This is a genomic window from Alteromonas confluentis, assembly GCF_001757105.1.
In the GTDB taxonomy this organism is placed as follows: Bacteria; Pseudomonadota; Gammaproteobacteria; order Enterobacterales; family Alteromonadaceae; genus Alteromonas; species Alteromonas confluentis.
In genome coordinates this window covers 14393-28812 of record NZ_MDHN01000006.1, presented here as the reverse complement: position 1 = coordinate 28812, position 14420 = coordinate 14393, and the positions used below count along the sequence as shown (strand labels likewise).

The 14420-nt window shown below is 46.4% G+C and carries 13 protein-coding genes and 2 tRNA genes; 12 read left to right on the top strand and 3 right to left on the bottom strand.

What is annotated here, in order from left to right; translation table 11 throughout:
- Window positions 1-689: 689 nt before the first annotated feature.
- The 9 genes from BFC18_RS02700 (at window position 690) to nth (ending at window position 7342) form a co-directional block, all read left to right on the top strand.
- Window positions 690-766 (top strand) — tRNA-Asn (locus tag BFC18_RS02700).
- A 22-nt stretch (window positions 767-788) separates the two neighbouring features.
- Window positions 789-865 (top strand) — tRNA-Asn (locus BFC18_RS02695).
- Window positions 866-1053: 188 nt separating this feature from the next.
- Window positions 1054-1635 (top strand): electron transport complex subunit RsxA, encoded by a 582-nt coding sequence (rsxA, locus tag BFC18_RS02690; RefSeq protein ID WP_070123658.1) that lies wholly within the window; start codon window positions 1054-1056, stop codon window positions 1633-1635.
- The gene (gene rsxB, locus BFC18_RS02685; RefSeq protein WP_070123657.1) at window positions 1635-2204 is read left to right on the top strand and encodes an electron transport complex subunit RsxB; all 570 of its coding nucleotides are present in this window, start codon (window positions 1635-1637) and stop codon (window positions 2202-2204) included. Before rsxA ends, rsxB begins: the two co-directional genes overlap by 1 nt.
- A 5-nt stretch (window positions 2205-2209) precedes the next feature.
- Complete coding sequence (rsxC, locus tag BFC18_RS02680; protein WP_070123656.1) at window positions 2210-4291, top strand: electron transport complex subunit RsxC; 2082 nt, start codon at window positions 2210-2212, stop codon at window positions 4289-4291.
- On the top strand, window positions 4291-5364 hold the full coding sequence (gene rsxD, locus BFC18_RS02675; RefSeq protein WP_070123655.1) for an electron transport complex subunit RsxD: 1074 nt from the start codon (window positions 4291-4293) through the stop codon (window positions 5362-5364). The genes rsxC and rsxD overlap by 1 nt, the downstream gene beginning before the upstream one ends.
- Window positions 5364-6008 carry an electron transport complex subunit RsxG gene (gene rsxG, locus BFC18_RS02670; RefSeq protein WP_083272882.1) on the top strand — a complete coding sequence of 215 codons (645 nt, stop codon included), beginning with the start codon at window positions 5364-5366 and terminating at the stop codon, window positions 6006-6008. The genes rsxD and rsxG overlap by 1 nt, the downstream gene beginning before the upstream one ends.
- Entirely contained in the window at window positions 6005-6697 is a 693-nt protein-coding gene (locus tag BFC18_RS02665) for an electron transport complex subunit E (protein WP_070123653.1), read from the top strand. The genes rsxG and BFC18_RS02665 overlap by 4 nt, the downstream gene beginning before the upstream one ends.
- A 9-nt stretch (window positions 6698-6706) precedes the next feature.
- Window positions 6707-7342, top strand: coding sequence for an endonuclease III (gene nth, locus BFC18_RS02660; RefSeq protein WP_070123652.1), 636 nt, complete (start codon window positions 6707-6709; stop codon window positions 7340-7342).
- A 29-nt stretch (window positions 7343-7371) separates the two neighbouring features.
- On the opposite strand, the gene BFC18_RS02655 is transcribed toward nth, so the two are convergent.
- On the bottom strand, window positions 7372-8256 hold the full coding sequence (locus tag BFC18_RS02655; protein WP_070123651.1) for a LysR family transcriptional regulator: 885 nt from the start codon (window positions 8254-8256) through the stop codon (window positions 7372-7374).
- Between the two features lie 106 nt (window positions 8257-8362).
- On the opposite strand from BFC18_RS02655, the gene BFC18_RS02650 reads away from it, so the two are divergent.
- Window positions 8363-8854, top strand: coding sequence for a VOC family protein (locus BFC18_RS02650; protein ID WP_070123650.1), 492 nt, complete (start codon window positions 8363-8365; stop codon window positions 8852-8854).
- 35 nt (window positions 8855-8889) lie between these two features.
- On the opposite strand, the gene BFC18_RS02645 is transcribed toward BFC18_RS02650, so the two are convergent.
- Window positions 8890-10914 (bottom strand): winged helix-turn-helix domain-containing protein, encoded by a 2025-nt coding sequence (locus BFC18_RS02645; RefSeq protein ID WP_070123649.1) that lies wholly within the window; start codon window positions 10912-10914, stop codon window positions 8890-8892.
- 214 nt (window positions 10915-11128) lie between these two features.
- Here BFC18_RS02645 and BFC18_RS02640 point away from each other — a divergent pair, with 214 nt between their 5' ends.
- A complete protein-coding gene (locus BFC18_RS02640) occupies window positions 11129-13066 on the top strand; it encodes a fused MFS/spermidine synthase (protein WP_245680323.1) in 1938 nt (645 codons plus the stop codon).
- A gap of 42 nt (window positions 13067-13108) precedes the next feature.
- Here the strand turns inward: BFC18_RS02640 and BFC18_RS02635 are convergent, their stop codons facing one another.
- The gene (locus BFC18_RS02635; protein ID WP_070123648.1) at window positions 13109-13603 is read right to left on the bottom strand and encodes a retropepsin-like aspartic protease family protein; all 495 of its coding nucleotides are present in this window, start codon (window positions 13601-13603) and stop codon (window positions 13109-13111) included.
- Window positions 13604-13979: 376 nt separating this feature from the next.
- On the opposite strand from BFC18_RS02635, the gene BFC18_RS02630 reads away from it, so the two are divergent.
- Window positions 13980-14276, top strand: a complete 297-nt coding sequence (locus BFC18_RS02630; protein WP_139138932.1) for a hypothetical protein — start codon at window positions 13980-13982, stop codon at window positions 14274-14276.
- The last annotated feature ends 144 nt before the right edge of the window (window positions 14277-14420 follow it).

The window sequence follows — 14420 nt, the reverse complement described above, 5'->3', positions numbered from 1 at the left end:
GGATCGCACAAAATGTTAAATTAGCGTTAAGTTTATGCTCAGGTGTCAAAATACTGATGGCTTATTAAGCGCGACTAGCGAATTAACACACAAGTTTGTCAATGTCTGTACAAATCAGATCAAATAGTCTACGCACCTAGATCTTTTTCAATAAACCATTGATAACAAATAAAATACTAAGATATCAGCGTAAGACACCAGGCTTAATTAAGCACAACGATCGCTGAATAATTAAACTAAAAGCCCACCTATCAACATAGTTATCCACAGATTTAGTGGATAACTGGCTAAAGGCCAGTATTCTCGGGTATTTGTGCCGATCCCGCATCATTTTATGTAAGTGAAGACTAACCTTAGAATTGGCTGAACAACGTTACAGTTCTATTAATAACTGTACTTTAATACAGTAGTCAAAGTCTTTTTCATATTCATTTCATACTTATGACTAAAAAATAGTTATAAGCATTTAATCCAATATATTTAGACTTCGCCTTGTCAAAATTCTGACTTTATTTTCAACAACCTACCTCAACTGGGTTTCTTCAAGTGCGTTTTTTAATCGCTTTGATGCTTTTTTGACTGATAAGCATTAAAAAAGTTATTTTTTGAGCGAACAGTAAAAAATCTTCAAAACGTTTGTTGACAGTAACCGATTACGTCATTAATATTCCGCCCCGTTGAAAGGCAGGTCCCCCTTAGCTCAGTTGGTTAGAGCGACGGACTGTTAATCCGCAGGTCCCCCGTTCGAGTCGGGGAGGGGGAGCCAACTTTTCAATGTCAATTTCGGTTCCCCCTTAGCTCAGTTGGTTAGAGCGACGGACTGTTAATCCGCAGGTCCCCCGTTCGAGTCGGGGAGGGGGAGCCAAATCTCTCTTAGTTCGATTTATAATTCCCTCCCCTCTTTAAATTCTCTCAAATTATTCATTTTAAGATTACCATTATTCTTTTGTATTAAGTTGTTAATCACGCGACAAAAAGCGATAATACGCCACCTGACAGGCAGTAGCCTGAGTGTTTTATTTCAAACCATAGATTCGCGTCCGCAACTTTACTATGACAGATTTCTTGTTGCTCTTAGTGGGCACAGTACTTGTAAACAATTTCGTTCTGGTTAAATTCCTGGGTCTCTGCCCGTTCATGGGTGTGTCTGGCAAGCTGGAAACCGCTATTGGTATGGCGATGGCCACCTCCTTTGTTCTCACGCTTGCATCCGTAACCAGTTACCTCGTAGAAACTTACTTGCTGGCACCATTAGGAATTGGCTACCTTCGCACCCTTGCCTTTATTCTGGTAATTGCTGTAGTGGTGCAGTTCACAGAAATGGTGGTGCACAAAACCAGCCCCACCTTGTATCGCCTGCTCGGTATTTTTCTCCCGCTTATCACTACCAATTGTGCCGTTTTAGGTGTCGCTTTGTTAAACCTCACCGAACAACATAACTTTGTGGAAAGCTTAATATATGGCTTCGGCGCATCCGTTGGCTTTTCGCTGGTTCTTATTTTATTCGCAGCCATGCGTGAACGCCTCGCCGCTGCCGATGTTCCGGTAGCATTCAAAGGTGCATCAATTGCGATGGTTACCGCTGGATTAATGTCGTTGGCATTCATGGGCTTTACTGGTCTGGTGAAATTATAATGACAGTATCTATCGCCCTTATCGTCATAGGCGTGTTAGCCGTTGCATTTGGCTTGTTGCTTGGCTATGCAAGCATTCGGTTTAAAGTGGAAGCCGATCCACTGGTAGAACAAATCGATGAAGTACTCCCGCAGACGCAATGCGGCCAATGTGGTTATCCCGGCTGCCGCCCGTATGCCGAAGCGATTGCCAATGGTGATGACATTAATAAATGTCCACCAGGTGGTGAATCAACCATTAAGAAACTTGCCGATTTAACGGGTAAAGAAGCGAAGCCACTGGATGCCGCTCATGGCGAGGAAGACGTTAAAAAAGTCGCCTTTATTCGCGAAGATGAATGCATTGGCTGTACAAAGTGCATTCAAGCCTGTCCCGTTGATGCCATCGTGGGTGCAGCGAAGCAAATGCATACCGTATTAACCCAGGAATGTACTGGCTGTGACTTATGTGTTGATCCCTGTCCGGTAGATTGTATTGATATGTTACCTGTGGAGGTAACACCAGCATCCTGGAAATGGGATTTTGATAAAACGCCTAAGGGCGATATTCCGATAAAGATGGTGTCTTAAGCGTGATGTTCCCGGAATTTGAAGACGTCGTTTCACGACTGGATAAAGGCCAACTTGCCACTTTTCCAGGGGGTGTTCATCCTCAGGACCACAAAGCGCTGTCGAATCAGACACAGATTGCCGATCTGCCGCTGGCAAATGAATTTGTTATTCCCGTACGACAGCATATTGGAACAGACGGTGCCCTGCTTGTGCGCGTGGGCGACAAGGTCATGAAAGGCCAACCCCTTACGCAAAGTAATCAGCCGTTTTCCGTACCGGTACACGCACCGACTTCCGGTGTTGTTACCGACATTACGCAGCATGTTACCGCGCACCCAAGTGGTTTAAACGAACTTTGCGTGGTGCTGAAAGCCGATGGCCAGGACATCTGGGCACCACTTTCCCCGTGCGATGATTACACCGCGCTTGATAAAACAGCCCTGATTGAAAAGCTTTGCGACGCAGGAATTTCAGGTATGGGCGGTGCAGGTTTCCCCACTCATATCAAAGCATCAGCGAATAACGAGGTTGAATTCCTCATTATCAACGGTGCGGAGTGTGAACCCTACATCACCTCTGATGATCGCCTAATGCGAGAACATGCAGAGAGTATCCTCACTGGCATCGATATCCTCAGCTATTTGCTAAAACCTAAATGTGTGGTTTTTGCTATTGAAGACAACAAGCCAGAAGCACTGGACGCCATTCGAAAACAGGTGGTTTCACGCCCTCATGTCCGTGTAGTGAGCATCGAGACGAAGTACCCGGCTGGCGGCGAGAAGCAACTTATTCAAGTGGTGACAGGCCGTGAAGTACCGCGAAAAGGCCTGCCGCTGGATATTGGCGTTACCATGTTCAACGTAGGTACTTGTCATGCAATCAATGATGCCATTTCATTTGGCAAGCCACTCATTGAACGGATTGTCACGGTAACGGGTAAAGCAGTAAAACGCCCCGGCAACTACCGTACCCGCCTTGGTACGCCAGTGAATCATTTATTGTCTCAGGCGGGGTATTTAGCGGATAAACAAAAAACACCGCAAGTGATTATGGGCGGGCCAATGATGGGCTTTACCCTGAATGACGCAGCAGTGCCAGTGGTTAAAATCACCAATTGCCTGCTGGTTCCTGAAACCCATGAACTGACGCAAGGCGAAGACGAACGGGCATGTATTCGCTGTAGCGCTTGTGCCGATGCCTGCCCTGCCACCTTATTGCCCCAGCAATTATATTGGCACAGTAAGGCCCGCGAATACGACAAAGCTCAGGAATACAATCTGTTCGACTGTATTGAATGTGGTGCCTGCGCCTATGTGTGCCCCAGTGAAATTCCTCTGGTGCATTATTACCGTAAAGCAAAGGCCGATGTTCGCCTCGAGCTCGACGAAAAAGCAAAATCGGAAAAAGCCAAAGAGCGTTTTGAAGCCCGTAAAGCCCGTCTTGAACAAGAAAAAGCAGAGCGAGAAGAGAAGCATCGCAAAGCTAAAGAAGCCAGATTAGCCGCGGCTGAGAAGCCGGCGAGAAAAGCGGCCGATGCAACAGCCGATCCGGCAAAAGATAAAGTCGCCGCTGCACTGGCTCGGGCAAAAGCGAGAAAGGCCGCACAAGCTGCTCAAGCTACCGGCGAAAAAGCTTCCGCAGAAAACGCGGAAGCAACAACAGCGGACGCGCCCCAGGCCACTGAGAAGCCCGCCGGTAACAAGAAAGCTGCAGTCGCCGCCGCTATTGCAAGGGCAAAAGCGAAAAAGGCTGCGCAGAATGCTGAAACAGCAGAGACCCCTTCTGACCAAGTTGTGACTCCCGCAGATTCACCAGCGCCAGCAACAGCACCAGCGAACGATCGTAAAGCGGCCGTGGCTGCCGCCGTCGCACGCGCCAAGGCGAAGAAAGCGGCGAGAGAGGCCGAACAGCAATCCGCACCTCAGTCAGACTCTTCAGCGCCAGCAACGAAACCGGTAGAAGAAAGTGAGCAGGCACCTGCGCCAGAGAGTCCTGATGTAAGCGCTGAAGACAGCGCCGCAGAGGCAAAGAAAAAGCGTATCGCCGCCGCAGTCGCCAAGGCAAAGGCCAAGAAGGCACAGAAAGAAAACGAGAATAAAGCCTAATGAAATTAACCTTATCTAGCTCCCCTCACCTGCGCACCAAACGGGATACCGGACAGGTGATGCGTCTGGTGCTCTATGCCATGCTGCCAGGCGTTGCCTGTCAACTGTACTTCTTTGGCTGGGGTGTAATGGTTCAGGCTATTATTGCCCTTATTACCGCAATTGCAACCGAGGCCGCTATTCTCGCTTTGCGGAATAAATCCGTTATACGCAACCTCAGCGATTACAGTGCTGTACTCACAGCCTGTTTACTGGCAGTGAGTATTCCTCCCACCTTACCTTGGTGGATGACAGTGATTGGCACCTTCTTTGCCATTGCCATCGTGAAGCAACTTTATGGTGGACTGGGTTACAACCTCTTTAACCCGGCAATGATTGCATACGTTGTGTTACTGGTGTCTTTCCCTGCGGCAATGACACAGTGGCTTCCCCCGGTCTCGTTACAGGCAACAGAACTGAATTTTGCTGACACCTTAAGTTTAATTTTTACCGGCTTCTCCGTGGATGGAATGGATATTACGCAGGTAAAAACAACGATAGATGGCATCACGTCGGCCACCCCTCTCGATTACGTTAAAACGGGTTTAACGCAGTCGCAAACATACTCTGAGTTACTGAATTCGGGGTTGTTTAATAGCAGTGTTGCAGACAGTGCCGCCGCGGGTTGGTCTTGGGTTGGTCTCGCATACGCGCTAGGCGGTTTGCTGTTATTGCGGCTGAAAGTGATCAGTTGGCATATTCCCGGTAGCATGGTGCTAAGCGTAATAATATGTGCACTGCTCATGCACCTTATTAATCCAGACATTTACGCATCGCCGTTATTTCATTTACTCAACGGTAGCGTGTTATTCGGTGCATTTTTTATCGCCACCGACCCGGTATCAGCGTCTACCACACAAAAAGGTCGTCTGGTTTTCGGCGCTATGATTGGTTTCTGGATAGTGATAATCCGTACTTTCGGAGGTTACCCGGATGCCGTGGCTTTTGCCGTGATCATCATGAACATGGCAGTACCACTTATCGATTACTACACCCGTCCGCGCACTTATGGCTATTCGCGGGGTAAGCAATAATGAACACCATAATTAAAAATGGGGTAATGCTTGGCGCATTTGCGCTGGTAACGACAGGTCTCATCGGTGTCACGTTTTACGGCACTGAAACGCGCATTGAACAGCAGAGACAACAGCGTTTGCTGTCTATTCTTAATGAGGTCGTGCCGCAGTCCACCCATGATAATGAACTGTATGCCGACTGTACAATCGTGTCAGATCCCATGCTAGGTAGCGCCGATAGTCAGCACCGCGTGTATCGTGGCCGACTAGATGGCGTTCCCTCGGCACTTGTTATTGAAGCCACCGCACCAGACGGTTATAGCGGTGACATCGATTTGGTGATTGGGGTAAATACTGAACTCACTGTATTGGGTGTGCGTGCGGTGGAACATCAGGAAACCCCTGGACTAGGCGACAAAATTGAACTGGCGGTGAGCAATTGGATCACCAGCTTCAATGGTGAACATTTTGAGGCTGATAATCTCGGAAAGTGGCAAGTGAAAAAAGACGGTGGCGAATTCGATCAATTCACCGGTGCTACCATTACGCCTCGAGCCGTTGTCGGCGCTGTGAAAGCCTCGTTATTGTACGTGAAAGCCAATCAAGACAAGCTATTTTCGGCACCATCTAATTGTGCCGTACCGACAGGAGACGCAAAATGAGCGAATTAAAAGAGCTCACCGTTGAAGGTCTGTGGAAAAATAATCCAGCGTTAGTGCAACTGCTGGGCTTATGCCCTTTATTGGCGGTGACCGCTACCGTCATTAATGGCCTGGGACTTGGTCTTGCTACCATGCTGGTGCTTATTGGTTCAAATGTTACCGTGAGCCTGGTACGCAACATCGTGCGTAACGAAATCCGTATCCCGGTATTTGTCATGGTGATTGCCGCGTTTGTGACCATTGTTCAGTTATTAATGAATGCCTTCACCTACGAGCTATACCTCACTCTGGGTATCTTTATTCCCCTCATCGTAACCAACTGCGCCATCATCGGCCGCGCCGAAGCCTATGCGTCGAAAAATGCGGTTCTGCCTGCAGCGGTAGATGGGCTGATGATGGGCGCCGGTTTTACAGCCGTGCTTATGGTTTTAGGCGGCATGCGAGAAGCGTTGGGCTCAGGCACGCTGCTTGCCGGCGCAGACCGGCTTTTTGGCAGTATTGCGACTAACTGGACCATCACATTGTTTGATACAGAGCAGCCATTTTTATTGGCTATACTGCCGCCAGGTGCCTTTCTTGGCATGGGATTACTGATTGCCGTGAAGAATGTTATCGATGCTCGCCTGGCCGCGAGACAACAGCCTGAAACGAAAACCGTTACCCGTATCAGGGTAACCGCTGAAAGTTAATGTTGCGCTATGAATAATACAAAAAGACGGGAAATACTTACCCGCCTGCGGGATGCGAATCCCCATCCGACCACCGAACTCAATTTTACTACGCCATTTGAATTGCTGGTTGCGGTAACCCTGTCTGCACAGGCTACAGACGTGGGTGTGAATAAGGCCACAGCTAAGCTATTCCCCGTCGCCAATACGCCACAAGCCATTGCAGATTTAGGTGTAGATGGCCTAAAGGAATACATTAAAACCATCGGCCTGTACAACGCGAAAGCAGAGAACGTACACAAGCTCAGTAAAATTATCGTTGAGAAGCATAACGGTGAAGTGCCAGAAAGCCGCGAAGCACTAGAGGCATTGCCCGGCGTAGGTAGAAAAACCGCTAATGTGGTGCTCAATACCGCTTTCGGCTGGCCCACGATTGCTGTCGACACCCACATTTTCCGGGTATCAAATCGCACCAAATTCGCCATGGGCAAGAATGTAGACCGAGTGGAAGAAAAGCTACTTAAAGTGGTCCCCAAAGAATTTAAAGTTGATGTGCACCACTGGCTTATTCTGCACGGTCGTTATACCTGTATCGCTCGCAAACCCCGTTGCGGCTCCTGCATAATTGAAGATTTGTGCGAGTTCAAAGAGAAAACTGAGATTTAGTGGTGCGCCAGCACGGGAAATCGCCACATTCACCAAACCGTTTCAATCACCTGATTGACGGTATCAAAACGTGCTGGCAGCACTCTGTTTCTTTTGGTAATTCGATAAAGCTCTTCGATTACAGGCCGTACCGGCGGCACAATCTGCAACTGTGCGTTTAACGGAAATGCTGAGACTGCACTTTTCGGAAGCACAGTAAACCCGATGCCCTGTGCGATGGGATGCAAGATCTGGCCAATTTGGTTAACCGCACCGACTACCGGTATATCGCTGATATTAATTTTCGACAGCGATGGCACCTGGCATTGACTAAAATAAAGTGACAAATAATGTCTCGCATCTGGGTGAGATATCAGGCCGGCTTGCATCAGTAAGTCAGCTTTATCCACGTTTAAATCGGTTTCTTTGTGGACCACCAAACAAAGCTCTTCCTCACCCAGTTTATGGGAATCAAATAATTGTGAATTATTAATATCTGTGACAATCCCCACGTCTACGCGATTATCCTGCACATCTTGCAGTATTTGATGGTTTGGCGCGGCAACAAACCGAATAGACAATTGTCGGTACCGGCTTTGCAGATCAACCAACTGAGGATAAAGCAATAGCGCCACTGAGCCAGAGCTGGCAATGGTGATGTCTCCCACGTGAGGATCATCATAAGCAAGTTGCTCGAACAGACTGTGTTCCCGCGCGGCCAACCCCTTGGCATAGCGATAAACCAGTTTGCCCTGCTCAGTCACATCAAAAGATTTATTTTCGCGCTTAATCAGCACATGGCCGCATGCCTGCTCAAGCTTGTTAATATGCTGACTCACACCCGGCTGTGTCATAAACAGCTTTTCTGCCGTGTGAGTAAAATGCCCTGTATCCACCAGCGTGACAAAGGTGTGTAACCAAATCGGATTCAACATAGAAAGACCATAACAGAAAATTATCAATTTAATTATTAATGATAATTTCACGTAATCAAGTAGTTTCCTTACGCTTGCTCATGTTGTTTTAGTTGAGGAGAACACTATGAAAATGAATCACGTGGGCATTATGGTTGGCGACATGGATAAGGCCGTTGAGTTCTACACCAACGCGTTAGGCCTTAGAATTGTAATGAACAACACCAAGGTTGTCGAAGAGCGGGAATCAGCCATTGGCCGTATGTGCACCGCAGTATTCGGCGAAGGTTTTAAGGGTTTCAACATTGCTCACCTGGTCACCTCCGACGGGATCGGCGTCGAGTTGTTTGAAATGGTAGACCGCGAAGAACGCCACCAGGTAGATTTCTCACGCCTTGGTATCTTCCACTTCTGCGTACAATTACCTAAGGAACAGTTCGATATGGCGATTCAGCGGGTTGAAGCCTATGGCGGCAAAGTGCGTATGGATATTCACCGCTATCATCCTGATGATGAGCTTAAGCAAGCACAAATGGTGTATCTTGAAGATCCATTCGGCAACTTGTTCGAGTTTTACTCCCATTCCTATGAAGATACTTACGCATCGGATTACGAGTGAAATGATTAAGGGGAGGAAGGAACTCTCCCCGTCTGCTATTGCAATTTTACCAACTCACTGGTTCTAACGGGTTTACTCAAATACAAAAACTGCTGCTCATCATTCGACGTATTTATCAGCATGTCGCCGGTTTCCACTCCCTGATGAATAATTTCTCTCGCTCCGCTATTCATATCAACAGAGGAAAGGATAAATCCGTCTTCGCTATCCAGTTTCATTGAAAGCGCATTGTTTACAATGTGAATACCACTGATTGTTCGTTCTATTGCTGTCCAAACGCTCTCAGTTTGTCCCTGAGGGCTGATACGAAACACTTGTTTATTGTTGGCAAAATACACTTGATCCTGCGGCCCCAGTGCAGCTGAATAACACACCAGCCGCTCACCTTCGGTTTCGTAGGTTGTGAGTTTTAAACTGTCCAGATCCAACTTTGCTACGTAGAATGTTATTCCATCATCCGCTCTGTATGTTACCAATACCGCGTTTTCATATTTAAAATGCTCGCGTAATCCGAATGGTGCGTGGCCGTGAGCTATTTCAGTGTAATTACCAGTTGCTACATCAACATAAAACAGCTTTTCACTACTGGCTGCAACAACCCGTTCACCATCGGGCGTCCACACTACTCCGAAGAGTTCTTCGTTGTCAGGATTGGAGAAAATCACTCGCTGCATTCCCTGTTCATAAACAAATAACTGTTTAAGCCCTGCGCGGTGAGATTCAAACACGAAGCGGCTGTCATCCGGTGAGAATACCGGTAGGAAATCCAGTGAAGATGTGTCAACCAAGGTTTCAAAAGTATCCGGAGCGAGTTTTGTTTTTCGCAAGATATCGACATCTACGTTACGCAACTCCATGACAATTTCCTGTCCTGTCGGATCGAACTGCGCATTCTGAATAAATTTGTAATTGTTAAACGCGACTTCCGACAATTCACCCTCCATATCAACGATCTGAAGCTTTGTGCGGTTGCTGATAAGTGCTGACTTTCCGGAGGGATGCCAGCTAAGCCCATAAAGGCTGTCTTCTATTTTAATAAGTACATCAGCTTGAAGTTTTTCGGTATCGAGTACATCGATGCGGTAACGATTTTGCCCCATTTCATAACCCAGCAAGATACTTTGTTCATCAGGGGAGAGGGCCAGCGTTTTTAGCCAATCCTGCCCTGTCGCTTTCAGCAACTGTTGTTTATTTTCGCTGGATACATCAATGTACGATAGCCATGTATCGTTGTTACGCTTATCCATTTCGACAAAATAAATGCGGTTTTCGCTATGCCACTCAAGTTTATCGCTGCTTACGTAAAATAACGGAAAGCTTACAATCTCGTTTTTGCTAATCACCTTGTGTGTTGACGTGTCGAAGGCAAAATAGGACATGGTTGATAAGCCCCCAGTTTTTTCCATAAAGGCCAGCGCTGAACCGTCGGGCTTCCAGCCCAAGCTGGAATAGTGGGAATCATAGTTTGTTAGCTTTTGCTCTTTACCCGTATTTAATTCTTTAAGCCAAATATTTCCTTGTGTCTCATTTTTCCTTTCAACTTCACCTTCGCGAACAAAGGCTAGAAATTGCCCGTCAGGAGAAAGAGCATGGAATGACTCGCTGGCACCGCTAGAACTCAATGGCAATAATCTGGCGTAATCCATTTTTACTTGTGCAGGTGCAATTGCGAGCCACAAACCGACACCGAGAGCCAACAGACCGATGAATGCCAATGAATAGGCGTAATGATAATTTCTGCGTTTTTTGGGTAATTGTTGGGGAAGCTCCAGCGAATATCCTCGCTTAGGATGGGTCACAACAATCGCGGCATTTCTGGAATCTTCATTGAGCGCTTTGCGTAGTAACGCAATGCAACGCTGCACTGAACTGGTGTTGAATATCGAGCCGGGCCAAACCGCATTAAACAGCTGTTCATGACTCACTACCTCGCCAGCATTGCGATACAGATATTGAAGCACTTCCATCACTTTGGGTTCAACGACAGCAACGTGATCTGCCGATGAAATCCGACAACGCTTCACATCAACATCAAACTTCCCTATTTGAAACTTGTCCATCTACATCTCATAAATACATTAAAAACAAACACTAAGCTTTTCTTAAGGAAAAAATAAGCCTGACTACATTGCTGCTAAATGGCATACCGGAGAGGCTTCACGCAACATAATTACAATAACGTTGCTAACCGTGAAACGACTTCTTTTTATACTACCTATTTTGTGCAGTGCGTTCCTTCTGTTTCAGATCCAACCCATTATATCGAAGGGCCTATTGCCTGAATTCGGCGGCAGTTCTTCAGTATGGTCTGCGAGTATGCTGTTCTACCAAGGCATGTTACTTCTTGGATATCTTTACGCACACGGCCTGAGTAAACTTAAACTCCACTCACAGTTTATCATCCATGCTTTCTTGCTTCTTCTTTCCACCTTAATCACGCTTAACGGTGAGTCTGTCCAGTACAGCAATAATGACTATCCGGCATTAGCCGTAATTGGAAAACTCACCACCGAAATTGGCCTCGCATTTTTCCTGCTGGCAGCTACCAGTGTGCTACTGCAGCAATGGTACTGTCGTACTAGCCATACTGAGGTGCCTTACCACTGGTATTCGTTCTCCAATCTAGCCTCTCTGATTTCGTTAGTAAGCTACCCTTTCTTCTTTGAGGCTTATTTGCCAACGTCTGAACAGAAGCATTATTGGTTCGAATTATATGTGATTACAGTGATACTAAAACTGGTTCTTATGGCAAGCCTGTATACCGTTAAGCCATCAAAACCAGTAAACAATAAAACTCCACAGCCTAATAGCGTGCACCGCAAGCAGGTACTGTTATGGATTACGCTGTCTGCCACCAGCTCCATCATGCTCATTGCTACTACCCAGTTAATGAGTATCAATATTCCACCAATGCCACTGGTGTGGTTGCTACCTTTGTTAATCTATCTAGCCAGTTACACGTTCTGTTTTTCTTCCAAAAAAACGTACAAACGCACTAAGATGTTGCCGTTGTTGTTCGCTGCCATTTTCTTTGGTCTGATAATGTACTTTTTGGGCAGCCAGTTTAATACCCTTTCTCAGCTTATCATTTACAGTTTGATATTATTGGTTTGCTGCATTATTTGCCATGGAGAACTTCGTTCCCGCGCACCAGCCAGTGATAGTATGACAACATTTTACGTGGCTACTGCAATGGGCGGCGCATTAGGCAGCTTGTTCTCGTCAATCATTGCCCCATTGATCTTCGAGCGAATCACCGAATACGTTCTGGGGTTATTTTTGGTGGTAATTGTCTATATCTGTAACGCCCCGAGAGCGGCTAGTCAGAAAACCAGAATGATTACGAACTTTGGTGGCATATGTGTTCTGACAACGCTCCTTGTTTGCTACCTGTATATTGAAAACCGTTTTGACCAGTATGATGTTGCCACTGTACGTAATTTTTATGGATACGTGACGGTTAAAGATGTAACGGCAGGCAATATAGCAGAGCGGAGACTCGTAGATGGCACCACAGTTCATGGCTCCGAACCTCTAAAATTAAGAAGCGCGAGTGAAAGCTCCTATTACCAGCAAACCAGCGGCGTTGCTGTCGCTGTAAATTATTTACAGCAAAGGGAATCAATTAATCTTGGCGTTATTGGCTTGGGCGCTGGCGTACTGGCGAGTTACATTCGCCCGAACGACAGCATTACTTTCTTTGAATTAAATCCAGCCGTTTACGAAATGGCCAACAAATATTTTTCTTATCTCAAAAATGCACAAGGCTCTGTAACGGTGAATGTTGACGATGGGAGAATTGCGATTGCCAGACAACTGAATTCATCAAAACAGAAGTTTAACGCAATCATCGTTGACGCGTTTTCCAGTGATGCCATTCCTGCTCATCTCCTTACCAGAGAGGCTTTTAATATTTATTGGCAACGACTAGAGGAAGATGGACTATTAATTATTCATATATCCAACAATCACATTGATCTTATGCCCGTGTTGCTAAGCCATGCGACTTACTTTGATAAGGCTATATTTCAATGGAGAAGCACAGCGCAATTACAAAGCAATTTTGGTTCTGACTGGGTTGTACTCACGAATGATCATGACTTTACTGCTGAGCATTTTCCTTTCCAAGCCAATAGTACCCGTTCAAACTCGGATCTCGCTGTTGAATGGACCGACGAGAAATATAGTCTCTTGCCGTTAATAAGGCTCTAACCGCAATCTTTCTTAAATGTACTCCAAAACTGCTACCAGTGTTTACTCTTGCAAACATCCTGACAGTGTTATTTGTTCCGCTGTCAGGGTTAGCGGCGCCGCTTTGAGTAGTGCATTCACACCAAGAATATTACTGCCTCTTGGCAGCACAGAGACATCCACCGGCCCAACTTCGCAATGCCCACCGATACGCACTGAATCGAGACGATATTGGGACACCGTGACAATTTTGCCGTTGGCCATTCGCGCAGCGGCTTTAGTGGTTGCAATCAGCTTTTTGTTTCGGTTTAACGCTTTGAAGGTTTGCTCATTGAGTGTCAATAAACTGGAACCCGTATCGAGTAGGAATGATGCGTTAATCGCCGAGTCGAGCGTGGCATCCAGGTACAGCGTGCCACCCGCATGTTGTTGTAGACTGATGGTTTGCTCACTGGCTAGCCCATGCATCGACAGCAATGTTAGCGAGAATATCAGTACGCTTTTTAATGGGCTCTTTAATAGATTAAACGACTGTGCACGGTTATTCAGGGGTTTCATGATCATTGTCCTGTTTACTAACCCCAATTACACAGCAACTATATGGCCAGTATGTAAGTGCCTGATCTCACAGACATCAAAGTCTTCATCAAATTGGCTATCGCCCCACTAATGAGCACCGCACAACGAGATTGCACCACTAAGAAGCAAATTTTATGAAAGTGCGCCTAAAATGGCCTAAACAGATAGCAATCATCACCAAAATAAATACACATTGATAGCAAAATGCTATCACCAGATAGGATTGCTTGTTAATTATTTGTTTATCACAATAATCAAGCACCATTTTGATGCAAAAACAGATAAGGACACCATGATGAAATTCGCGCTAAGATTAGCCACATTCGCTTTAGCCTCTTCGATGAGCAGCTTAGTAATGGCAAGTAACGATCAAGACACTATCGACATTCAAGTTGTAGATTACTCTGGCAAGCCGCCGTTCAAGCGTGTAGTTAAAACGGTACCGGTTTCCGACGTTGCTCAACTCGAAGCACTCGGAGAAGCCGCCACAGAGTACGTGGAAGTAAAAGAAGTCATTAAACGCGGCAAGCCTCCCTATCGACGGGTTACCACTCGCATGCCGGTTTACGATGTAGCGCAGTTAGAATTACTTGAAGATGAGGACAAACCCAAATTAAAAGGTAATCGTCCTCCTTTTAAGCGTCATAAGTAACGAATTGAACGGGTTTGTTTGCCTGCAAACCCGTTCTTTGCCCTTCGCCGCCATTGATAGCATTTCAACCTAGCGCTTAAAATAGCGAATAATCCCCCTTTTAAGTTTTCACTCAATCACTTTTGCCGAACCCATTCAGCGCCC

Excerpts from the sequence above, each read along its gene's own strand:
- rsxA (WP_070123658.1), top strand. The coding sequence starts at position 1,054 with ATGACAGATTTCTTGTTGCTCTTAGTGGGCACAGTACTTGTAAACAAT.
- rsxB (WP_070123657.1), top strand. The coding sequence starts at position 1,635 with ATGACAGTATCTATCGCCCTTATCGTCATAGGCGTGTTAGCCGTTGCA.
- rsxC (WP_070123656.1), top strand. The coding sequence starts at position 2,210 with ATGTTCCCGGAATTTGAAGACGTCGTTTCACGACTGGATAAAGGCCAA.
- rsxD (WP_070123655.1), top strand. The coding sequence starts at position 4,291 with ATGAAATTAACCTTATCTAGCTCCCCTCACCTGCGCACCAAACGGGAT.
- rsxG (WP_083272882.1), top strand. The coding sequence starts at position 5,364 with ATGAACACCATAATTAAAAATGGGGTAATGCTTGGCGCATTTGCGCTG.
- BFC18_RS02665 (WP_070123653.1), top strand. The coding sequence starts at position 6,005 with ATGAGCGAATTAAAAGAGCTCACCGTTGAAGGTCTGTGGAAAAATAAT.
- nth (WP_070123652.1), top strand. The coding sequence starts at position 6,707 with ATGAATAATACAAAAAGACGGGAAATACTTACCCGCCTGCGGGATGCG.
- BFC18_RS02655 (WP_070123651.1), bottom strand. The coding sequence starts at position 8,256 with ATGTTGAATCCGATTTGGTTACACACCTTTGTCACGCTGGTGGATACA.
- BFC18_RS02650 (WP_070123650.1), top strand. The coding sequence starts at position 8,363 with ATGAAAATGAATCACGTGGGCATTATGGTTGGCGACATGGATAAGGCC.
- BFC18_RS02645 (WP_070123649.1), bottom strand. The coding sequence starts at position 10,914 with ATGGACAAGTTTCAAATAGGGAAGTTTGATGTTGATGTGAAGCGTTGT.
- BFC18_RS02635 (WP_070123648.1), bottom strand. The coding sequence starts at position 13,603 with ATGAAACCCCTGAATAACCGTGCACAGTCGTTTAATCTATTAAAGAGC.
- BFC18_RS02630 (WP_139138932.1), top strand. The coding sequence starts at position 13,980 with ATGGCAAGTAACGATCAAGACACTATCGACATTCAAGTTGTAGATTAC.